Annotated in this window: 21 protein-coding genes; 17 read left to right on the forward strand and 4 right to left on the reverse strand. The window is 58.0% G+C overall.

Annotated elements, in window-relative coordinates:
• The first annotated feature begins 38 nt into the window (after positions 1 to 38).
• From ADA16_RS02215 to ADA16_RS10820, 13 genes are all read left to right on the forward strand, one after another.
• A complete protein-coding gene (locus ADA16_RS02215; protein ID WP_048758885.1) occupies positions 39 to 1,280 on the forward strand; it encodes an MraY family glycosyltransferase in 1,242 nt (413 codons plus the stop codon).
• Positions 1,277 to 1,726: a hypothetical protein gene (locus tag ADA16_RS02220; protein WP_048758762.1), complete on the forward strand. Its 450-nt coding sequence runs from the start codon at positions 1,277 to 1,279 to the stop codon at positions 1,724 to 1,726. Before ADA16_RS02215 ends, ADA16_RS02220 begins: the two co-directional genes overlap by 4 nt.
• 389 nt (positions 1,727 to 2,115) lie before the next feature.
• Positions 2,116 to 2,907, forward strand: coding sequence for a F0F1 ATP synthase subunit A (atpB, locus tag ADA16_RS02225; RefSeq protein ID WP_048758764.1), 792 nt, complete (start codon positions 2,116 to 2,118; stop codon positions 2,905 to 2,907).
• 140 nt (positions 2,908 to 3,047) lie between these two features.
• Positions 3,048 to 3,299 carry an ATP synthase F0 subunit C gene (locus ADA16_RS02230; protein WP_048758767.1) on the forward strand — a complete coding sequence of 84 codons (252 nt, stop codon included), beginning with the start codon at positions 3,048 to 3,050 and terminating at the stop codon, positions 3,297 to 3,299.
• 32 nt (positions 3,300 to 3,331) lie between these two features.
• A complete protein-coding gene (locus ADA16_RS02235; RefSeq protein ID WP_048758769.1) occupies positions 3,332 to 3,895 on the forward strand; it encodes a F0F1 ATP synthase subunit B in 564 nt (187 codons plus the stop codon).
• 5 nt (positions 3,896 to 3,900) lie between these two features.
• Positions 3,901 to 4,719, forward strand: a complete 819-nt coding sequence (locus tag ADA16_RS02240; RefSeq protein WP_048758772.1) for a F0F1 ATP synthase subunit delta — start codon at positions 3,901 to 3,903, stop codon at positions 4,717 to 4,719.
• A 54-nt stretch (positions 4,720 to 4,773) separates the two neighbouring features.
• A complete protein-coding gene (gene atpA / locus ADA16_RS02245) occupies positions 4,774 to 6,417 on the forward strand; it encodes a F0F1 ATP synthase subunit alpha (protein WP_048758774.1) in 1,644 nt (547 codons plus the stop codon).
• A gap of 53 nt (positions 6,418 to 6,470) precedes the next feature.
• Positions 6,471 to 7,451, forward strand: a complete 981-nt coding sequence (locus tag ADA16_RS02250) for a F0F1 ATP synthase subunit gamma (RefSeq protein WP_048758776.1) — start codon at positions 6,471 to 6,473, stop codon at positions 7,449 to 7,451.
• A 2-nt stretch (positions 7,452 to 7,453) separates the two neighbouring features.
• On the forward strand, positions 7,454 to 8,893 hold the full coding sequence (atpD, locus tag ADA16_RS02255; RefSeq protein WP_048758778.1) for a F0F1 ATP synthase subunit beta: 1,440 nt from the start codon (positions 7,454 to 7,456) through the stop codon (positions 8,891 to 8,893).
• An 11-nt stretch (positions 8,894 to 8,904) separates the two neighbouring features.
• On the forward strand, positions 8,905 to 9,276 hold the full coding sequence (locus ADA16_RS02260; protein WP_048758780.1) for a F0F1 ATP synthase subunit epsilon: 372 nt from the start codon (positions 8,905 to 8,907) through the stop codon (positions 9,274 to 9,276).
• Between the two features lie 217 nt (positions 9,277 to 9,493).
• The gene (locus ADA16_RS02265) at positions 9,494 to 9,997 is read left to right on the forward strand and encodes a DUF2550 domain-containing protein (RefSeq protein WP_048758783.1); all 504 of its coding nucleotides are present in this window, start codon (positions 9,494 to 9,496) and stop codon (positions 9,995 to 9,997) included.
• Positions 9,998 to 10,072: 75 nt separating this feature from the next.
• Positions 10,073 to 10,765: an endonuclease NucS gene (gene nucS, locus ADA16_RS02270; protein WP_048758786.1), complete on the forward strand. Its 693-nt coding sequence runs from the start codon at positions 10,073 to 10,075 to the stop codon at positions 10,763 to 10,765.
• Between the two features lie 2 nt (positions 10,766 to 10,767).
• The gene (locus tag ADA16_RS10820) at positions 10,768 to 11,127 is read left to right on the forward strand and encodes a hypothetical protein (RefSeq protein WP_065421317.1); all 360 of its coding nucleotides are present in this window, start codon (positions 10,768 to 10,770) and stop codon (positions 11,125 to 11,127) included.
• Positions 11,128 to 11,129: 2 nt separating this feature from the next.
• On the opposite strand, the gene mce is transcribed toward ADA16_RS10820, so the two are convergent.
• Entirely contained in the window at positions 11,130 to 11,582 is a 453-nt protein-coding gene (mce, locus tag ADA16_RS02280) for a methylmalonyl-CoA epimerase (protein ID WP_048758791.1), read from the reverse strand.
• 31 nt (positions 11,583 to 11,613) lie between these two features.
• On the opposite strand from mce, the gene ADA16_RS02285 reads away from it, so the two are divergent.
• On the forward strand, positions 11,614 to 11,919 hold the full coding sequence (locus ADA16_RS02285) for a thiamine-binding protein (protein ID WP_038628488.1): 306 nt from the start codon (positions 11,614 to 11,616) through the stop codon (positions 11,917 to 11,919).
• Positions 11,920 to 12,013: 94 nt separating this feature from the next.
• On the forward strand, positions 12,014 to 13,063 hold the full coding sequence (locus tag ADA16_RS02290; RefSeq protein ID WP_048758794.1) for a tetratricopeptide repeat protein: 1,050 nt from the start codon (positions 12,014 to 12,016) through the stop codon (positions 13,061 to 13,063).
• 54 nt (positions 13,064 to 13,117) lie between these two features.
• Here the strand turns inward: ADA16_RS02290 and ADA16_RS02295 are convergent, their stop codons facing one another.
• Positions 13,118 to 13,513 carry a TIGR02611 family protein gene (locus ADA16_RS02295; RefSeq protein WP_048758796.1) on the reverse strand — a complete coding sequence of 132 codons (396 nt, stop codon included), beginning with the start codon at positions 13,511 to 13,513 and terminating at the stop codon, positions 13,118 to 13,120.
• A gap of 331 nt (positions 13,514 to 13,844) precedes the next feature.
• Here ADA16_RS02295 and ADA16_RS02300 point away from each other — a divergent pair, with 331 nt between their 5' ends.
• Complete coding sequence (locus tag ADA16_RS02300) at positions 13,845 to 15,014, forward strand: serine hydrolase (RefSeq protein WP_048758798.1); 1,170 nt, start codon at positions 13,845 to 13,847, stop codon at positions 15,012 to 15,014.
• Positions 15,015 to 15,146: 132 nt separating this feature from the next.
• On the opposite strand, the gene glgB is transcribed toward ADA16_RS02300, so the two are convergent.
• Together glgB and ADA16_RS02310 are read right to left on the reverse strand one after the other, a co-directional pair.
• Positions 15,147 to 17,342: a 1,4-alpha-glucan branching protein GlgB gene (glgB, locus tag ADA16_RS02305; RefSeq protein ID WP_048758800.1), complete on the reverse strand. Its 2,196-nt coding sequence runs from the start codon at positions 17,340 to 17,342 to the stop codon at positions 15,147 to 15,149.
• A gap of 180 nt (positions 17,343 to 17,522) precedes the next feature.
• Entirely contained in the window at positions 17,523 to 19,553 is a 2,031-nt protein-coding gene (locus ADA16_RS02310) for an alpha-1,4-glucan--maltose-1-phosphate maltosyltransferase (RefSeq protein WP_048758802.1), read from the reverse strand.
• A gap of 142 nt (positions 19,554 to 19,695) precedes the next feature.
• Between ADA16_RS02310 and ADA16_RS02315 the strand changes: the two genes are divergently transcribed.
• The gene (locus ADA16_RS02315) at positions 19,696 to 20,532 is read left to right on the forward strand and encodes an ABC transporter ATP-binding protein (protein ID WP_048758804.1); all 837 of its coding nucleotides are present in this window, start codon (positions 19,696 to 19,698) and stop codon (positions 20,530 to 20,532) included.
• Positions 20,533 to 20,538 lie beyond the last annotated feature (6 nt).

Below are 20,538 nucleotides of genomic sequence, written 5' to 3' on the forward strand. Positions count from 1 at the left end.
TGCAGCGAATGTGTAGTGAGTAGTACCTAGTGGCGGACATGAGCTTATTGGCAGCCCAGTCGGGCGGGGCAGGTGTGCCCATGCGCGAGCTTGCCATGCTCGTATTAGTTGCTACCGCTGTGAGCTATCTCCTCACGGGTGTGGTGCGTTATGTGCTTGTGCGCTCCGGTTGGCTGGATGCGCCACGCTCCCGCGATGTTCACGACATTCCAAAGCCCCGACTCGGTGGCGTGGCGATGTACTCCGGTGTGGTCGCAGCCATCGCTCTTGCCTCGGTGATGCCGGCACTCAACCGTGGTTTTCCACCCATGACCCCGGATATGAGGGCAGTCGTGGCGGCCGCGTCGCTCTTGCTGATTGTCGGCATTTGGGACGACCTCTTTGACCTCGATGCCATAACTAAACTTGTAGGGCAGGTTGCGGCGGCACTTTTGATGTCATTTATGGGCGTCAACTGGTATTTGCTCTATATCCCGTTTAGCGGCGGCGCCACGCTTATTCTCGACCCAATCATGTCCACAGTCTTGACTGTTCTCTTTACTGTGGCGCTGATTAATGCCTTCAACTTTGTTGACGGCATCGATGGACTTGCGGCGGGGCTCGGCATGATTGCTGCGGCGGCGATCCTTGTCTATTCGATGGTCATGCTTCACGACCAGGGCGGCACCGTCTCCGCCTATCCGCCCGCGATGATTTCAGCCTGCCTGCTCGGAGCCTGCTTGGGCTTTCTACCTCACAACTTCGAGCCCGCACGTATCTTTATGGGCGATTCCGGCGCCATGATGATTGGACTGCTGCTCGCAGCGGCATCGGTGTCGGCATCAGGACGCATCGCACCCTCCATGTACGGCACTGCCGACGTCATCGCTCTGATTTCGCCGATTGTGGTCGTCATCGCCGCAATTAGTGTGCCAATGCTCGACTTGCTCCTGGCTGTTGTTCGCCGCGTTAGCCAGGGCAAGTCACCCTTCTCACCGGACAAAATGCATATTCACCACCGCCTACTGTCGATGGGACACAGTCATCGCCGCGTGGTACTGGTGCTCTACCTATGGGTGTCGGTCGTCGCGTACGCCGCCGTTGCCACCACCGTTTTCCCCTTCGAATTCGTTGCTCTGACCTTCGGGGTCCTACTCATCATCGCGGTTATCTTCACCCTCCGCCGCCGAAATGAGCTTGCCGACGAGGGCTCTAGGGGCGCGCGTCCTAGAAGTGGAAGTGGTAGTCGGCAGGTTAGAAGACGGCGTCGTGGAGGCAGAAGGTACAATCTTCGACCGTGACTGAAAAAACAACTCCGGAGCCCGAGTCCAAATACGATGATTCGCGGCGACCGCTGCTGGCTGCCGCTCGCTCGGGTGCTATCGCGCTCGCTGTGATTACCGTGCTTTCGCTGCTGGTCTGGGGTGGAAAAAACGGTATGCCCGGCGTGTGGGGTGTCCTCCTTGGCGCGGCTATCAGTGGAAGCTTCGTACTGCTTACTGTTTTAGGCATCCTCTTTACTGCCCGAACTTCCCCTTCCATAACGCTTGCCGTTGTACTAGGCGGCTGGTTGTTGAAGATTGTCGTACTGATCGGCGTCTTGGTTGTTATTAGAAATCTTGAGTTTTATGACAACATGACCTTCTTCGTCACTGTTGTACTTACGCTGATGGTGACGCTTGGTGCAGAAGTGTGGGGAATGTCGCAATCTAACCTCACTTATGTCCAGCCACTGAAAGATGAATAGCTCGTAATAAGCTGTTGACCTGCTCAGAGAGCGCAGTCGATATATAAAACTGCAGGTTAAAGGCGTTTTAAAAAGTCGTAGCAGGCAACGCCACGAATAGAGGCCGAAACCCACAGGGGGCGTCGGCCTCTTTGTTGGTTTCGGGGTCAGAAACACGGGGGTGCATCGGGTGGGGAAAATGAGTCGGAACTGTTATCCTGAGCTTTGGGTAAGACGGCCTGTTGCGGAATAACTATCATTTCCACAGGTACGGTCCCCGTGAGCGCCGTGCTGATGAGCGAATGGAATCCGCGGCGCGACACGTTAAATGACGTCCTTCGCACCGCTTGACAATAGTTCTAGCGGCCCAATCACGGGAGAGAACGCTGAGCGTTACAACACTTGCCGAGATGCGGGGTGAGTTTCACTCACCCAACTTGCAGGAGGAGTATTTCCCGGGTGAACTTGGCGACTTCATTTTAGGTGGCAGTGGCGACTGGTACGCCATGGATCGCCTGATGGTTGTTCGTCTTTTGATGGCCGTGATCGTCGCCGTGTTCTTCGTCGTCGCAATGCGTCGTCCGAAGCTCGTGCCGACTGGTCTGCAGAACGTTGCGGAGTTGATGCTGGACTTCGTCCGCATCCACATCGCGGAGGAGATTCTGGGTAAGAAGGAGGGGCGTCGTTTCCTTCCGGTTCTGGCCACCATCTTCTTCCTTGTTATCTCGATGAATATTGCGGCTATTATTCCTGGCCTCAATATTTCGCCGAACGCCCGAATCGGTATGCCACTGGTTCTGGCCCTGTTCGCATACGTTGCCTTCATTTACGCGGGCTCGAAGAAGATGGGCTTCTTCAAGTTTGTGAAGTCGGCAGTCGTTATTCCGAACTTGCCACCGGTACTCCACCTCATCGTGGTGCCGATCGAGATTTTCTCCAACTTCGTTCTCCGCCCAGTTACGCTGACCATCCGTCTGATGGCCAACATGCTGGCGGGCCACATGGTTCTAGTCCTGCTGTTCGGTGCCACGAACTTCTTCTTCTGGCAGCTGAATGGTTGGACCGCCCTGTCCGGGTTGACCCTTGTCGCTGCGGTAGCATTCACGCTGTTCGAGATGCTGGTGATTTTCCTGCAGGCATACATTTTTGCCCTGCTGAGCGCCGTCTACATCGAACTGTCGCTGCACGCAGACGAGCACTAACCCATAACAAATGAGGCCGCACATTCGGCAACAAGGCCTCGCAAATTTAATAGCAAGACCCACTTGACCCACAAAGCCCCGGTCCTACCTAGAAGCAATGTTTTTCCGGGGCCATCCTTTAAGAAAGGGAACGGTTCATAATGAACGACGTCATCCTCTCCGCAGCGGACTCCGCTCAGGCTGTAGACACCAACGCTGGCCTGAAGACCATCGGTTACGGTCTGTCCACCCTGGGCCCGGGCCTCGGTATCGGTATCGTCGCCGGCAAGACCGTTGAGGGTATGGCACGCCAGCCAGAGATGGCCGGCCAGCTGCGTACCACCATGTTCCTGGGTATCGCCTTCACTGAGGCCCTCGCCCTGATCGGCCTGGTCGCAGGCTTCGTTTTCTAAGTCCGGACCTTCAAGCGGAGAACACGTAAACCATGACAGATTTCACCTTTTTGCTAGCTGCGGGTGACCTCCCGATGGGAGAGTCCATCAACCCGCTGCTGCCAAAGACCTATGACATCGTCTGGTCCGTTGTCCCGCTGGTAGTTATCCTGGTTCTCTTCTGGAAGCTCATTCTTCCGAAGTTCCAGGAGGTCCTGACCGAGCGGGAGGACCGGATTGAGGGCGGCATTGAACGCGCTGAGGCTGCACAGGCCGAGGCGAAGGCCGCTCTGGAAAAGTACAACAGTCAGCTCGCAGAGGCCCGTACTGAAGCAGCAAAGATTCGCGACGAAGCCCGTGCACAGGGGCAGCGCATCATTGCAGACGCTACGACCAAGGCCAATGACGAGAGCGCACGAATCATCGAGTCCGGTGAAAAGCAGCTCGCCGCCCAGCGTGAGCAGGTAGTCGCAGAGCTGCGCAAGGAAATGGGCCAGAACTCCATCAATCTGGCTGAGCGCCTTCTGGGCGAGCAGCTTTCCGACGACGTTCGTAACTCGTCGACGATTGATAGCTTCTTGTCCAACCTTGACACCGTGGCCCCGGCCGGAAAGTAGGCGACATGCACGCAGCAAGCCGCGAATCCCTGGCAGCGCTTAGCCAGCGACTGGATGCCGCTATCGGCGGCGACAATATCGCTGTCGCTCAAGCTGCTCAGACTGGTTCCGAGCTTTTCGACATCGTCGAGGTCCTGGACTCCGACCGCGGCCTGCGTGTCGCTGTCGCCGACACCTCGGCGACTGCGGAACAGCGTTCCGGCCTTGTCCGGAGCCTGTTCGCGGGCAAGGTATCTGAGACGACTCTTAACCTCGTCGTGGATGCTGCCGCGCAGGTATGGTCCACCCCGCGTGAAATGCGTGAGGGTTTGGTAGAGCTGGGCCGTCGCGCCCTTCTTCGCTCTGCCGAAGGCCAGGGACAGCTTGAGACCGTTGAGTCAGAGCTGTTCCAACTGGGACACATCCTGGCTGAGCAGTCGCAGCTTGAACAGCTGCTGGCCGACAAGGCCGCAACCCCCGAAGCCAAGCGTGGGCTCCTCGCCTCTGTGCTGTACGGCAAGGTCACCTCCGTGACTGAGACCCTGGCACTGCAGGCCGTTGGCCGCCCATCCAAGCGCCCCGCGGACGACATTGACTCCCTGTCCCGGCTAGCCGCCGGCCTGCGGAACCACGTCGTCGCTCGCGTGACCAGTGCCACGGCCGTCTCTGACGAGCAAGAGCGAGCACTGGCGGACAAGCTCGGCCGAGTCTACGGCAAGGCGATGTCCATCCACACCGTGATCGATAAGTCGATTCTCGGTGGACTGGTCATCCGGGTTGGCGACGAGGTCATCGACGGTAGCCTTTCAACAAAACTTGAGAAGCTGCGCGTCGGCCTCGGCTGACGGATGGTTTAGACGATTAATCACTGGAAGAATATTACCGAGAGCAGGAAGAACATGGCGGAGCTGACGATCTCCTCCGACGAGATCCGTAGCGCGATTGCGAACTACACCTCGAGCTACTCCCCGGAGGCCTCCCGCGAGGAGGTTGGCGTTGTTATCAGTGCAGCTGATGGTATCGCCCAGGTTTCGGGAATGCCGTCGGTCATGACGAATGAGCTTCTGGAGTTCCCAGGCGGCGTTATTGGCGTCGCTCAGAACCTTGACACCGACAAGGTCGGCGTCGTGGTGCTGGGTAACTTCGTGTCGCTTAAAGAGGGTGACGAGGTAAAGCGGACGGGTGACGTCCTTTCGATTCCGGTCGGGGATAAGTTCCTCGGTCGCGTAATTAATCCCCTGGGCCAGCCGATTGACGGCCTGGGCGACATTGAGGCTGAAGAGGACCGCGTCCTCGAGCTGCAGGCACCTACCGTGCTGCAGCGTCAGCCGGTTGAAGAGCCGATGGCTACCGGTATTAAGGCCATCGACGCAATGACCCCAATTGGTCGTGGTCAGCGCCAGCTGATCATTGGTGACCGTAAGACCGGTAAGACCGCGGTCTGCCTGGACACCATCTTGAACCAGAAGGCTAACTGGGAGTCCGGAGACCCGAGCAAGCAGGTGCGATGCATCTACGTTGCTATCGGTCAGAAGGGCTCTACTATTGCTGGTGTGCGCCAGACTCTCGAGGAGCAGGGCGCGCTCGAGTACACCACCATCGTTGCTGCCCCGGCGTCGGATGCCGCAGGCTTCAAGTGGCTTGCACCATTCGCAGGCGCCGCACTGGGTCAGCACTGGATGTATCAGGGCAAGCACGTTCTGGTCATCTACGATGATCTGACTAAGCAGGCAGAGGCATACCGTGCCATCTCGCTGCTGCTGCGTCGCCCGCCGGGACGCGAAGCTTACCCGGGTGACGTCTTCTACCTCCACTCCCGTCTGCTGGAGCGTGCTGCAAAGCTCTCCGACGATATGGGTGCAGGCTCGCTGACCGCACTGCCGATCATCGAGACCAAGGCAAACGACGTGTCGGCCTTCATTCCGACCAACGTCATTTCCATTACTGACGGCCAGGTCTTCCTCGAGTCCGACCTGTTCAACCAGGGTGTCCGTCCGGCTATTAACGTCGGTGTGTCGGTTTCCCGTGTTGGTGGTGCTGCACAGACCAAGGGCATGAAGAAGGTTTCCGGTAACCTGCGTCTGGACCTCGCGTCCTACCGCGACCTGGAAGCATTCGCAATGTTCGCTTCCGACCTGGACGACGCCTCCAAGCGTCAGCTGGAGCGCGGTCAGCGTCTCGTTGAGCTGCTGAAGCAGAAGGAAAACCACCCGCAGCCGGTCGAGTACCAGATGACTTCCATCTACCTCGCTGGTGAGGGCGAATTCGATGACGTTCCGGTTGAGGATGTCCGTCGCTTCGAGGCCGAGCTGCTGGAGCACCTGCAGGATACTCAGCCTGCAGTCTTCGAGCAGATTGACGGCGGTGTTGCCTTCTCTGACGAGTCCAAGGCTGCTCTGAAGTCCGCTACCGCTAACTTCAAGAAGTCCTTCCAGACTTCCGAGGGCGCACCGCTGGCTTCCGAGGCTCCGGTCGAGGCACTTGACGAGGGCGAGCTCAAGAAGCAGCAGATTACGGTCTCGCGCAAGTCTGCCCAGAACTAGGCAGGTTGAGCTACTCAATGACCGTTTTCGCAATTGAAGGGAGGGAATAGGACATGGCGAATCTTCGTGAACTTCGAGCCCGAATCAAGTCGGTAAACTCGACCAAGAAGATCACCAAGGCCCAGGAGCTTATCGCAACCTCGCGCATTACCAAGGCGCAGCGTCGCGTGGCAGACTCCCAGCCGTACGCCGACGAAATCGAGAAGGTCATCGGACGTCTCGCATCGGCTTCGTCGTTGGATCACCCGATGCTCGTAGAGCGTGAGGGTAACCAGCGTGTTGCAGTCCTGGTTGTCACCAGTGACCGTGGCATGTGTGGCGGCTACAACCACAACGTCCTGAAGAAGGCTGCAGAGCTGCGTACCGCTCTGGAAGAGCAGGGGCATGAGGTCGTCCTCTACGTGACTGGCCGTAAGGGCACCGACTACTACGACTTCCGTGGTGTCGAGCTCGCCGGTACGTGGGAGGGCTTTTCCCAGGACCCGGACTACGCTGCAACCCACGACGTGCGTCGTCACCTCATTGATGGTTTCAACGCTACGGCCGAGGGCACTGCCAAGTACCGCGAAGGCCTGCGTGGCACCAACGGCGAGCCTGTTAAGGGCTTTGACCAGGTCCACGTTGTCTACACGGAATTCGTGTCCATGCTTTCTCAGATTCCGCGTGCACACAAGATGCTCCCAATCGAGCCAGTGTACGAGGACGTCGAGATCGCTCAGGGTGAGGACATGTTGACCGATGGGTCTGATGACCTCAAGCCGGACTACGAATTCGAGCCTGATGCAGACACCCTGTTGGCAGAGCTGCTGCCTCAGTACGTGTCCCGCACTCTGTTTGCAGTGATGCTCGAGGCCGCTGCCTCCGAGTCAGCTGCCCGTCGTAACGCTATGAAGTCTGCGACGGACAACGCTACCGAGCTGGTCAAGGACCTCTCGCGCGTTGCTAACCAGGCACGTCAGGCACAGATTACCCAGGAAATCACAGAAATCGTCGGTGGCGCCGGTGCGCTCGACGACAGCGGAGAAAGTGACTAGATATGAGCACAGCTCTAAGTGAGCAGAACACCACCACGGCTGTGGGCCGTGTTGTGCGTGTCATCGGTGCCGTCGTCGACGTGGAGTTCCCGCGTAACGAACTGCCGGCACTTTACAACGCGCTGACCGTGGAAGTTTCCCTTCCTTCGGTCGCCAAGACCATTGTCCTCGAGACTGCACAGCACCTCGGTGACAACATGGTTCGTACCATTGCTATGGCCCCGACCGACGGCCTGGTCCGCGGTGCAGAGGTCAAGGACACCGGTAAGCCGATTTCGGTTCCGGTTGGTGACATCGTCAAGGGTCACGTCTTTAACGCAATGGGCGACTGCCTGGATGAGCCGGGCCTGGGTCGCGATGGTGAGCAGTGGGGCATCCACCGTGAGCCGCCGGCCTTCGACCAGCTCGAGGGTAAGACCGAGATTCTGGAAACCGGTATTAAGGTCATCGACCTGCTGACCCCGTATGTTAAGGGCGGCAAGATTGGTCTGTTCGGTGGTGCCGGTGTCGGTAAGACCGTTCTGATTCAGGAGATGATTACTCGTATTGCACGCGAGTTCTCCGGTACTTCGGTCTTCGCCGGTGTTGGTGAGCGTACCCGTGAGGGCACCGACCTCTTCCTGGAAATGGAAGAGATGGGCGTTCTCCAGGACACCGCCCTCGTCTTCGGTCAGATGGACGAGCCGCCGGGAGTCCGTATGCGCGTCGCGCTGTCGGGCCTGACCATGGCGGAGTACTTCCGCGACGTTCAGCACCAAGACGTGCTGCTCTTCATCGACAACATCTTCCGTTTCACCCAGGCCGGTTCTGAGGTTTCGACCCTGCTGGGTCGTATGCCTTCCGCCGTGGGTTACCAGCCGACCCTGGCTGACGAGATGGGTGTTCTGCAGGAGCGCATTACGTCCACCAAGGGCCGTTCGATTACCTCTCTGCAGGCCGTTTACGTGCCTGCCGACGACTACACCGACCCGGCTCCGGCAACGACCTTCGCCCACCTCGATGCAACCACCGAGCTCGACCGCTCGATTGCGTCCAAGGGTATTTATCCGGCAGTGAACCCGCTGACCTCGACCTCTCGTATTCTCGAGCCGTCGATTGTCGGTGAGGAGCACTACCGCGTTGCTCAGCAGGTTATTAACATCCTGCAGAAGAACAAGGAACTCCAGGACATCATCGCCATCCTCGGTATGGACGAACTGTCTGAGGAGGACAAGGTGACCGTGCAGCGTGCACGTCGTATCCAGCGATTCTTGGGTCAGAACTTCTTCGTTGCTGAGAAGTTCACGGGTCTGCCTGGTTCGTACGTCCCGCTGAAGGACACCATCGTTGCCTTCGACCGCATCTGCAAGGGCGACTTCGACAACTACCCGGAGATGGCCTTCGACGGCCTGGGCGGCCTCGACGATGTCGAGAAGAAGTACGCTGAAATGCAGAAGAAGTAAGGGGCATCCTCATGGCTGAAATCACCGCTGAACTGGTTGCTGTCGAGCGACCGCTCTGGAAGGGCAAGGCCACTTTGGTCTCTGCCCAGACCACTGAGGGTGAGATCGGCGTGCTGCCCGGACACCAGCCGTTGCTTGGCCAGCTGGTCAACAACGGTACGGTGACCATCAAGACCGCAGACGGCAAGGTTCTTGTCGCGTCGGTACAGGGTGGGTTTATTTCCGTGTCTACCTCGAAGGTTTCGATCCTCGCGGATAAGGCAATCTGGGCTGACGAGGTTAACATCTCCCAGGCCGAGTCCAACCTGACTTCGGATGACCCTGCAGTAAAGGCACAGGCTGAGTCAGAGGTTCGCGCGGCTCGTCGCGCTTCCAACAACTAGTCTGTTCGTCTGAACATCCGGTCGCACGACCGTATTCTTCCTGCTTCTTTAGATGGGGCGGGGAGCTAGCAAGAGATATCTTGCCAGCTCCCCGCCCCGTTTTTCTTAGTTATTTTTCATGTCCGTGCAACAATCGGGTAAGGTTTGTAAAAAGCCTCTAATGCGCTTTTGAACCAAGGTTCGTCGTTTAATCACCCGGATGCGAGGCTGGCAGACAGTGTTTTCGAGCGTAACCATGATGTCAATCATGTTCATGATTATCGGTGCGATGTTGATCGTCGGCGGGGCCCTTGCCCTGTGGCGTTTCGCCAGCCTGCATGCAAAAGGTACCCCTGTTATCGCTCGTCGTCTTCCGGCAGGCGATGGCAGTCACTGGCGCCATGGGGTCATGGTTTATTCAGAGTCGACGTTGAAGATGTACAAGCTACGTTCGCTGCGTCCTGGCTGTGATGTCGAGTTTGCCCGTCATGATGTCACTATTGTGGATCGTCGAGATCCGACTGACATCGAGGCGGGTTTTTTCGCGCCTGGGCTCCGGGTAGTACGGATAAAATCCGCAGAGAACGTCGAATGGGAGTTTGCCATGGACTCATCCTCGGATACCGCGCTGGTGGCGTGGGTGGAGTCGAAGCCGTCGTCACGCCAGACCCGTGAGTTTCCTACAGACATTGAGCGTCGTTTCCGTTCGGCCTACAACCGTGGTCGCGGAAACCAGCACTAGACCCAGATGACGGATTTTTGCGGAGCTGCAACGGGTATTTTTCCTCCTGCGCGGCAGTCACGTTAGGGTAGGGGAATGCGCCTTGTGATTGCTGAATGCACCGTCGACTACGTCGGTCGCCTGAATGCCCATCTGCCACATGCCCCGCGTTTGCTGTTGGTGAAAGCTGATGGGTCCGTTTCAGTGCATGCCGACGACCGTGCATACAAGCCTTTGAACTGGATGACGCCGCCGTGCACGCTGACGGAGAAGGATATTCTGGACGAGTCGGGCGAAGATACTGGTGAAAAGCTCTGGGTCGTTGAGAATAGGAAGGGCGAACAGCTTCGTATTACTATCGCCAAGGTGCTGGCGGATAGCACGTATGAGCTGGGAGAGGATCCCGGCCTGGAGAAGGATGGCGTGGAAGCGCACCTGCAGAAGCTACTTGCAGATCAGTTCACAACGTTTGGCGAGGGCTACACCTTGATTAGGCGAGAATACCCGACCCCAATTGGGCCAGTGGATTTGCTTGGCCGCGACGAAAACGGCGCCACCGTTGCAGTAGAAGTAAAGCGCCGGGGCGGTATCGACGGTGTTGAGCAGCTAACCCGCTACTTGGAGATGCTGAATCGCGACGAGTTGCTGGCTCCAGTGGAGGGTATTTTTGCTGCCCAGGAGATTAAGCCACAGGCAAAGACGCTCGCGGAAGATCGTGGCATACGCTGTGTGACGGTGGATTACGATGCCCTGCGCGGCCTGGAATCCAATGAATTGCGGTTGTTCTAACCATGCCGAGGAGAAACCACAAGCGGCGCGGCAATCAACGTGGCGGCCAACGCGGCAGTCGTAACAACCGGGGCCAGAACCGTGGGAGCCTACCGGCATTTGGCAGTTCTTTCCAGAACACCCGCACCGAGTCCGGACCGGCAGGTTGGCAAGATGTGGACTTTGCGGTGCGCAATATCAGTGCTGGCCAGTCCCACAAGGTTTATCGCTGCCCGGGCTGTGATCAGGAAATTACGCCGGGAACCTCTCACATTGTGGCATGGCCACAGGATTATGGTGCAGGCGCCGATGATCGGCGCCATTGGCACACCAACTGCTGGCGCAACAGAGCTCACCGCACCATCACGCGCCGCTGGGGATAGACCTACTTGGCCGGCTCAACTAGCTCCAGTAGAACGCCACCGGCATCCTTCGGGTGGATGAAGTTGATGCGCGAACCTGCGGTGCCAATCTTTGGCTCCGGGTAGAGTACGCGGGTGCCCTGCTCCTTCAGGTGTGCCATCAGGGCCTCCAGATCAGTAACGCGAACTGCGTACTGTTGGATTCCTGGCCCCTTCTTGTCCAGGTACTTTGCAATTGTGGACTGGTCATTCAGTGGCGCGAGGATCTGAACCAGAGTGCCACCCTCAACTTTGTCCGCCGGGCCGAGCATGGCCTCGTGGACACCCTGCTCTTCATTGACCTCATCGTGGTAGTTGATGAAACCAAGGTTTGCGCGGTACCACTCAACTGCGGAGTCGAAATCCGGAACTGCGACGCCGACGTGATCAACAGCGACTACGTACTTATGGGGAACGGGAATCTGTGTCTCACTCATAGTTCCCAGAATACTCGCTATTATCGTCGCCATGATTGTCGCGTTTTCTGTCGCCCCCACTTTCTCCGACCCCGAGCAGGGAATGGCTGAGGCCGTTGCTGAAGCTGTGCGTGTTGTGCGCGAATCTGGCTTGCCCAACGAAACCAATGCCATGTTCACGCTAGTCGAAGGCGAGTGGGATGAGGTGATGGACGTCGTTAAGCGAGCCACGGAGGCAGTCAGCCGTGTCAGCCCACGGACGTCGTTGGTGATTAAGGCGGACATTCGTAATGGATACACGGGACAGCTGCGCGCCAAGGTCGATGCGGTGGAGGATGCCCTCAAAGCCACCGATTAATAGTTCGCGCAGCTCGGAAACGTAGGCTGTACGTAGGCTCTACATAGGTCTTTACATAGGCTTGACGACGACACTGGAGAGGAACCCCTTTACGATGCCAGCTGGACATGGTCACTCGCATGGCCATTCTCACGGTCACTCCCATGGCGCAGACGGGCACCGCGAGTGCTCGACTCCGCCGCCACCGCCCGGCACAGTCGATTTGGAGCAGCTCCACCGGCGCGCTGAAGCTGAGCGTAAGCGCCGGGATGAGATTGAGCGGGCAACCAGTGATCAGGGGGAGGGGCTTCCTCCTGTAGTTGGGATTACCCCGCAGAACCTTGAGGCAGAAGTCGTCCTGCGCTCGGAGCAGGTGCCGGTTATTGTCTTAATCGGTATGCCTGGAGCAGCTGATTCGCTGCGTCTTCGCGCTGAGCTGGAAGGCATGGCTCGCGAGGCCAATTTGAACTGGATTCTGGCGTGGGTAGATGCGGAGGAGCACCCTCAGCTCGCGCAGGCATTCGGTGTGCAAGCGGTGCCGACGGTCACCGCTGTGGCAATGGGCAGCCCTATTGGCATGTTTGTGGGAGAGAAGACCCGGGACTGGCTAGAGCAGTGGCTGGCGCAGGTTATGGAGGCCACCCGGGGGCGACTCAAGGGGCTGCCGGCGGGAACTCGTATGGCCGGAGATGACAGCGCGCCGGAGGCGCCGGAGCCGACTGACTTCTTTGGCAATCCCGTGCCCACCGATGACCCCCGTTTGGAGCAGGCCGAAGATTTGCTCGCCGAGGGGGATTTCGACGGGGCACTGGAGCTATATGACGCTATGCTGCGGTCCGAACCAGCGAACCAGGGGCTAAAGCGCGCGCACGCCAATGTGTCCTTCTTTGCCCGCGCTGCCAAGATTGATCGCAGCACGGATCCAATTGCAAAGGCCGACGCAGCGCCGAAGGATGTCGCGCTCGCCCTCGATGCTGCGGATGTCACGATGCTTGTCGACGATCCCGCGAAGGCACTGGACCGTTTGTTGACTTTGCTCCCGCAGGTGTTTGGCGAGAAACGTGAGGCCATTAAGACGCGTCTTTTAGAGTTGCTTGCGCTATTCGATACCGCGGACCCCGTGGCGTTGGATGCGCGCCGGAGAATGGCTAGCGCACTGTACTAGCGCGCTGTACTAGGGGGGGGGCTGTACTAGAGGCCGTGGAAAGCACACAGGCTCCTAGCCAGAAGCGTCAGTGTACGGCCAGTCATCTGGAGCCATGAAGTAGTAGACGCTGCCCATGACAGTGGCCATGAACGCCATCAGCAACAAGAAAAGCGTTGCTTTCATCGCCACATGGCGCTCCGCATACCAGGCGTAAAAGGCATCTAATTTCGATGCCAGCCAGATGTTCAGGCGACGCGTCGGAGGGTGAACCAACGAGAGAACTCCCAGTGCCGCAAAGATACAGAGCCATCCAGGGGCAGGAGTCGGCAGAATAATAATGCCAACTATGAGCAGTGCGAAGCCTGCGACGAGAAGAACTGGGGAGAGCACCGGTCCATACCAGGTGTTGCGCATATGGGCATGGCGAATCTGCATGCGGTCCATCAAGCGATGTACCTTTTCCTCCATCGCGATTCACTTCCTCCGGTTTTAGGTGCAGGGCAGTACTGCCTGCAGCGGTCTCAAGCGAGACCTCGCTGAAGCTCTAAGCATCAAATGTGCAGCTCGACTGCCTTAGTGCACCATTCGACATTGACGCTTTTGGTTATGTCGATATCTAATCCATTGTCGCACAAAAGTTGCGACTCGGTGCAACGAAGTTTTCCGAAAGGTGGTAATCTTCCAACAGTTTATAGTGGTTTACAGCAGTTACCACTATCTTTCATCTCCGTTCACCTCAGGCAGTTCATCCTGCGTGAGGTGCCTTTTGCCTTCAGTATTTTGCAGCCAGGAGCTTTGCATGCGACTTCGCCCCAATGTCCTTCGCGCTACTTCAGCCTCGGTCATTGCTGTGCTTTCGGCCTCGACTCTGTTGACGGGGTGCACTATCGACGGCCCAAACTTCACCGGTTCCAAGGCCACCACTGCTACCGCAAAGCCAAAGGCCCCCGATAATGGTTGGGATGCCTCCGAGGAAGTCGCGTGGTCTGATGCCCAGGAGATCCTCGATACTGCGGCTAAGAATTTCTCCGACAACTATGGCATTGATTTGGGAGTCTATTTGCGGGTAATTGACGGTCCGTACAAGGGGCTCACTGCGTCAGTCGGGGAGGATAAGAAGGAGTACTCCGCCTCGACCATCAAGGCTGCGTTGGTGGTTACCGTGCTGAAGAAATTCGGCGACAATCTTGACAAGACCGTGACGGTCGATTGGGACAACGGTGTTGGCGGAAGTGTGATTGGTCCTGGCCAATACACGCTGGACGGGCTGTTGCAGTACGTGATGCGGTATTCGGACAATACCGCAGCCAATGGGTTGATTGACGCCGTCGGTGGTTTCGACGAGGTCAATAAAACCATCAAGGAAGCAGGTGTTGATAATAAGCGGTACCACATGGGCAATAAGTTCAACATCCCTAATCCCAGCGGTGATCGCTCGTGGTTTACACCTTCGCAGGCTGCGTTGTTCATGGCACGTCTCCAGGAAGTGGCCGATGGCACCTCAACACAGAACTTCGTCACCAAGGACACGGCACAAACTGCACTGACGTACCTCACTTACGGCGGTTCGCAGAAGTTTGTGATGTACGTCGGTTCCGCGGTACAGAAGACCGGCGACACCGCCGAAGGAGTTAACGACCACGGTATTTTGTATACCGCCGCCGGCCCCATCGCCTACGCAATTACGACGCGCTTCGAAGTGCCGCTCAATGAGCTTACCGACGGCCTGCTTGGCCAGCTGGGCTCCCAAATCACCCCGCTTCTACCGGATTACAACCGCCTTGGTAAGGACGGCAAGCCACTGACTGCGAAGCAGGCTGCGACGTGGAGCGCTGATGAGGATGGCGACGGCATCCCGGATCGCATCGGAGCTGACAGCACAGATGGCTCCGGTTATACCGATGATTCAGATCCTTCGAATTACAACGAGTCTTTGGAACCTGACTGGTTTAATCCGTTCCGAGGATAGGACCTGGATAAGCTCCCTAAAATCGAAATCGCCCGTGTAGCAGGATTTTTCTGGCCTAGCCCCAGGCCACTGAAAAACCGTGCAACACGGGCGATTTCTATTTAATTGTCTATTACTTGGCTGTATTCGGGACTAGCCTTGCCACTTCAGCCACACGGCGGTGTTGGCTGGTAGTACCAGGTCCACCGAGTGAGCCTGGCCATTCCAGCCCTCCTCGACCGCAGTGACAGTGCCGTTTTCGCCGTAGCCAGAGCCCTCGTAACGCGATGCGTTAGTATTCAGGATTTCGGTCCACAGGCCACCGCGCGGCACGCCAATCTTGTAGACCTCCTGTGTGCTTCCCGACAGGTTATATACGCAAGCGATTACCGAACCGTCGGTGCCGTAGCGGACGAAGGACACCACATTGTTTCCGGAGTCATCCGCATTGATCCACTGGAAGCCCTCTGGGCGATCATCCTGGGAGTAGAACGCCGGGTTGTCCTTATAAATGGCGTTGATGTCCTTGACCAGCAGCTGAATTCCGCGGTGGAATTCGCCACCCCAACCTTCGAGGTTGTCCCAGGCCACGGACTCATCGTGGTTCCACTCGTGGTTCTGGCCCAGATCCTGACCCTGGAAGAGCAGCTGCTTGCCTGGGTGCGCCCACATGAAGGTCAGGAAGGTGCGCAGACCTGCAGCCTTATCCCAATCGCCGCCCGGCATGCGCTCCCACAGAGAGCCCTTGCCGTGCACAACCTCGTCGTGGCTAATCGGCAGAATGAACTCCTCTGAGTAGGCGTAGACCATAGCGAAGGTCAGCTCATGGTGGTGGTAGGAGCGGTAAATTGGTTCCTTGCTGAAGTACTCCAGCGTGTCGTTCATCCAGCCCATGTTCCACTTCATGGAGAAGCCCAGACCACCGTGTTCGGTCGGTGCGGTCACGCCCGGCCAAGAGGTGGATTCTTCGGCCACGGTGAGGAAGCCCGGGTGGTACTTGTGCACAGTGGCATTGAATTCCTGCAGGAACTGAACAGCATCGAGGTTCTCTCGACCACCGTACTGGTTCGGCAGCCACTCGCCCTCATTGCGGGAGTAGTCCAGGTACAGCATGGAAGCCACTGCGTCGACGCGCAGACCGTCGATGTGGAACTCTTCCGCCCAGTACAGCGCGTTGGCATAGAGGAAGTTGCGCACCTCGTTGCGGCCGAAGTCGAAGACGTAAGTTCCCCAGTCGCGCTGCTCGCCGCGGCGCCAGTCCGGGTGTTCGTAGCAGGCCGTGCCATCGAAGCGAGCAAGTGCGAACTCGTCCTTCGGGAAGTGACCCGGAACCCAGTCCATGATGACACCGATGCCGACAGCGTGGAAGGCATCCACCAGACCACGGAACTGATCTGGGCTGCCGAAACGGCTGGTCGGAGCGTAGTAACCGGAAACCTGGTAGCCCCAGGAGCCGGAGAACGGGTGCTCACATACTGGCATGAACTCCACGTGGGTGTAGCCCATGTCGACCACGTAGCGCACCAGCTTCTCCGCCATGACCTCGTAGCTCAGGCCCTGCTTCCACGAACCCAAGTGGACCTCGTAAATAGAGATAGGCTCTTCGGTCCAGTCAGTGTTAGCGCGCCTTTCCATCCACGCCTGGTCGCCCCAGGTGTAGTCGGAGGTCGTAACAATCGAGCCGGTCGCCGGTGGCAGCTCAGCCGCACGAGCCATCGGGTCGGCCTTATCGCGGCGCTGTCCCTCCGGCGTCGTGATGGCGAATTTGTAGACATCGCCCTCACCAACACCCGGGATGAACAGTTCCCAGATACCTGCGCCACCCATAGAGCGCATCGGGTACTGCGCACCGTTCCACATGCAGAAGTCACCGACCACGGCAACGCCACGTGCATTCGGAGCCCAGACAGTAAACGAGGTTCCCTCGACCGTACCCAGTTCGGTGTCGTAACTACGCAGGTGCGCACCGAGGACCTTCCACAGTTCCTCATGGCGTCCTTCACCGATTAGGTGCAGGTCACCAGCGCCAATGGTGGGAAGGAAACGGTAGCCGTCGGCACGCTCTACGGTCTCCCCGGAGTCCCACGTAATGCGCAGACGGTAGTCGAAGTCATCGCCGCCCGGGACGAGGGCGGTAAAGAAACCGTCGCCCAGGTTCTCCGCTTCAAACTCGCCGCGAGTGCTGACGACAGTAACTGCCTGAGCACCGAAGACCCTCGTGCGAATAACCGTGTCACCATCTACGACGTGTGCGCCGTAGATGCTGTGCGGATCGTGATGGGTGCAGTAGCGCAGGCGATCCATATCACCGGAATCAATTGCGAGGCGGGGATCTGTGTGGGCTCCCATGGAAGGTCCTTCCGAAGCGTTTCTAGGTAAGTGAATATGAGGTTGTTGAGTTCAGTTCTAAAGAAATAGAGGGAGGTAGGGGACAGTGGGCTGCTAACTCAACCGCCAGCCTAACGACGAATCGTTGTGACCGTGGTCAAGGCAGCGGCTCACTAACCCCGAAAGTTCCCAACAGGCGTCCTAGCCCTCGTAATCAGGGACATTGCGCCAAGCTAACTTGTGACGGAGCTCGACATCAATCTCCGGCAGCTTGATGATGTGCGCGACGTTTTCCCACGGTGCCAGACGTACGTAGTTGTCCTTGCCCCAGTTGAACTGGTTACCAGTAACCAGGTCAGTGACATCCATGCGGTCGTGGTTGCGGCGACCAATGTGATCCATGTCCAGGTGCAGGGTGGCTTCCTGGGCATTCCACGGATCTAGGTTGAGAACGACCAGGATGGCATCGCCGGTGACCGGATCGAGCTTCGAGTAAGCCATCAGGTTGTCATTGTCGATGTCGTGGAAGTGCAGGTTGCGCAGCTGCTGCAGAGCCGGGTGCTCCCGGCGAATTTTATTCAGCGTGGCAATAAACGGCTCGAGCGAGTTGCCGGTGGCCAGTGCCTGATCGTAATCGCGGCTGCGGAGCTGGTACTTCTCGCTGTCCAGGTACTCCTCGGAGCCTTCCTTGACCGGAATATTCTCAAACAGCTCGTAGCCGGAGTACATGCCCCACAGTGGAGACAGAGTCGAGGCCAACGCGGCGCGGATGGCGAATGCGCCACGGCCACCCTTGACCAGGAACTCATGCAGAATATCTGGGGTGTTAACCCACAAGGATGGGCGAGCGATGTCCGCGTGGCGGGTAATTTCCTCGCCGAACTCGGTCAGCTCTTCCTTCGTAATCTTCCACGGGAAGTAGATGTAGGACTGAGTGAAGCCAGCCTTGGCCAGGCCGTAGAGGCGTGCCGGTGCGGTGAAAGCTTCGGCGAGGAAGATGACTTCCGGGTTGGTCTCGTGGACGGTCTCAATGAGCCATTCCCAGAAGTTGCCCGGCTTGGTGTGGGGGTTATCCACGCGGAAGACCTTGACACCGCGCTTGATCCAAAACTTCACCACACGCAGAACCTCTGCATACAGGCCCTTGGCATCGTTGTCGAAGTTCAACGGGTAGATGTCCTGGTACTTCTTCGGCGGATTCTCGGCGTAGGCAATGGTGCCGTCTGGCAGCACGGTGAACCACTCCGGGTGAGCCTTTGCCCATGGGTGATCGGGTGCGCACTGCAGTGCTAGGTCGATAGCGACCTCCAGGTCACGCTTTTTAGCGGCCTTGATGAACTCCTTGAAGTCCTTCTCATCACCGAGGCTCGGGTTGATAGCGTCGTGGCCACCTTCGGCGGAGCCGATAGCCCATGGAGATCCGACATCGCCAGGCTCCGGGGTCAGGGTATTATTGCGACCCTTTCGGTTAATCTCACCGATTGGGTGAATCGGTGGCAGATAGACCGTGTCGAAGCCCATGCGCTGTGCGCGATCCAGCTGTGCAACCGCGGTCTTGAACGTGCCGTGCAGCAGCTCGCCGTTTTCGCCGAAACCGCCGTTAGAACGTGGGAAGAACTCGTACCAAGAGGAGTAGAGGGCTTCTCGGCGGTCAACCTTAATCTTGCGGGTCTTGCCGCGGGTCAAAAGGTCGCGCACCGGGTGCGCCTGCAGGATGGCGCGGGTCTCGTCGGAAAGCGCGGCTGCAATGCGGGCGCGAAGATCGCCGTCGCCGCGCAGGCCTGCGGCGATGGAACGCAGGTGGTTGCGGTGGACAGCAGCGGCACCAGCGGCGGCGCGGTCGAAGAGAGTGGCGCCAATTTCTAGGTCATTAGAGAGTTCAGCCTCGCTCTGACCGGCTTCGAATTTCTTGGTGATGGCGTTGCGCCACGTTGCCATTGGGTCCGACCAGGCATCAATGCGGATGGTCCACAACCCGGGAACGTCTGGGACGAAGGTGGCATTGACCTGATTAGGATCATGGTCAGAAAAGTGCATTGGAATGCGCTGCGAGCGGGAAGCAAAAGTTGATTCCTTCGGACCCTTGACGTTGAGCGTGGCGTTCATCGCGTCATGGCCCTCGCGCCAAATGACGGCGAAGGTTGGGACGACTTCACCCACTACGGCCTTCGATGGTGTTGCACCACCGTTGATTTGAGGACGGATGTCGTCAATACCGATTCGACCAGTCATAAAAGACGTTCTCCTAATTCTCGGCGAGCTGGGTGAAAAATCGAAGTAAAAGCCATCTCGAGTGAACTCGATTTGCTCTCTACCGAGGATAGTTGAGAATGCCCAAGCGCACATTCGGGCAAAGTTAAGGCACCATGGAGGTGTGGCTGAATTGGAAGATGACTTTAACGAAGATTTGCTGCTCGACTTTCGTGACGTAAACCTCGTTCGTGGTGGCCGTACGCTGGTCGGGCCGGTGGATTGGCAAGTAGAACTCGATGAACGCTGGGTCATCATGGGGCCGAATGGAGCAGGCAAGACTTCTCTGATGCGCATTGCTGCAGCGGAGGAATTCCCGTCTTCAGGGGTGGCCTATGTGATGGGCGAGCAGATCGGTCGTACCGACATGCGTGATTTGCGCACCATGATTGGTTTGACGTCATCGTCGATTGCTCACCGCATCCCCAACGATGAAAAGGTCGCGGACCTTGTAATCTCCGCCAGTTACTCCGTCTTGGGCCGCTGGCGTGAGACCTATGAAGAGATGGATTTCGAACAGCTCTCCGTGATCCTCGAGCGCATGGGCGCTGAGCATCTTGCAGACCGCACCTGGGGAACTCTCAGTGAGGGCGAGCGCAAGCGCGTGCTCATCGCACGGGCCATGATGGTCAACCCCGAGTTGCTGCTTCTCGACGAGCCGGGAGCCGGGCTCGACCTGGGTGGTCGCGAGGACCTGGTCGGTTACTTAGGAGAACTCGCGCTCGACCCGGATGCACCGGCGATGGTCATGATTACGCACCACCCAGAGGAGATTCCGTACGGCTTCACCCATGCGATGCTCCTCGACGAGGGAAAGGTCATCGCACAGGGGCTTATCGATGACGTCCTGACCGGAGAGAACCTGACTAAGGCCTTCCACCAGCAAATCGCCGTCGACCGTATCGATGGTCGCTACTTTGCGCGCCGGGCGCGGCCTGCTGGGAAGCATCGGATGAAGTAGGCGCTC

Origin of the sequence: Corynebacterium vitaeruminis, assembly GCF_001054325.1 — a bacterium.
GTDB classification, from domain to species: Bacteria; Actinomycetota; Actinomycetes; order Mycobacteriales; family Mycobacteriaceae; genus Corynebacterium; species Corynebacterium vitaeruminis_A.

Coding starts and splice junctions, on each gene's coding strand:
- ADA16_RS02215 (WP_048758885.1), top strand. CDS start 39: ATGAGCTTATTGGCAGCCCAGTCGGGCGGGGCAGGTGTGCCCATGCGC.
- atpB (WP_048758764.1), top strand. CDS start 2,116: ATGCGGGGTGAGTTTCACTCACCCAACTTGCAGGAGGAGTATTTCCCG.
- ADA16_RS02230 (WP_048758767.1), top strand. CDS start 3,048: ATGAACGACGTCATCCTCTCCGCAGCGGACTCCGCTCAGGCTGTAGAC.
- ADA16_RS02235 (WP_048758769.1), top strand. CDS start 3,332: ATGACAGATTTCACCTTTTTGCTAGCTGCGGGTGACCTCCCGATGGGA.
- ADA16_RS02240 (WP_048758772.1), top strand. CDS start 3,901: ATGCACGCAGCAAGCCGCGAATCCCTGGCAGCGCTTAGCCAGCGACTG.
- atpA (WP_048758774.1), top strand. CDS start 4,774: ATGGCGGAGCTGACGATCTCCTCCGACGAGATCCGTAGCGCGATTGCG.
- ADA16_RS02250 (WP_048758776.1), top strand. CDS start 6,471: ATGGCGAATCTTCGTGAACTTCGAGCCCGAATCAAGTCGGTAAACTCG.
- atpD (WP_048758778.1), top strand. CDS start 7,454: ATGAGCACAGCTCTAAGTGAGCAGAACACCACCACGGCTGTGGGCCGT.
- ADA16_RS02260 (WP_048758780.1), top strand. CDS start 8,905: ATGGCTGAAATCACCGCTGAACTGGTTGCTGTCGAGCGACCGCTCTGG.
- nucS (WP_048758786.1), top strand. CDS start 10,073: ATGCGCCTTGTGATTGCTGAATGCACCGTCGACTACGTCGGTCGCCTG.
- ADA16_RS10820 (WP_065421317.1), top strand. CDS start 10,768: ATGCCGAGGAGAAACCACAAGCGGCGCGGCAATCAACGTGGCGGCCAA.
- mce (WP_048758791.1), bottom strand. CDS start 11,582: ATGAGTGAGACACAGATTCCCGTTCCCCATAAGTACGTAGTCGCTGTT.
- ADA16_RS02285 (WP_038628488.1), top strand. CDS start 11,614: ATGATTGTCGCGTTTTCTGTCGCCCCCACTTTCTCCGACCCCGAGCAG.
- ADA16_RS02290 (WP_048758794.1), top strand. CDS start 12,014: ATGCCAGCTGGACATGGTCACTCGCATGGCCATTCTCACGGTCACTCC.
- ADA16_RS02295 (WP_048758796.1), bottom strand. CDS start 13,513: ATGGAGGAAAAGGTACATCGCTTGATGGACCGCATGCAGATTCGCCAT.
- ADA16_RS02300 (WP_048758798.1), top strand. CDS start 13,845: ATGCGACTTCGCCCCAATGTCCTTCGCGCTACTTCAGCCTCGGTCATT.
- glgB (WP_048758800.1), bottom strand. CDS start 17,342: ATGGGAGCCCACACAGATCCCCGCCTCGCAATTGATTCCGGTGATATG.
- ADA16_RS02310 (WP_048758802.1), bottom strand. CDS start 19,553: ATGACTGGTCGAATCGGTATTGACGACATCCGTCCTCAAATCAACGGT.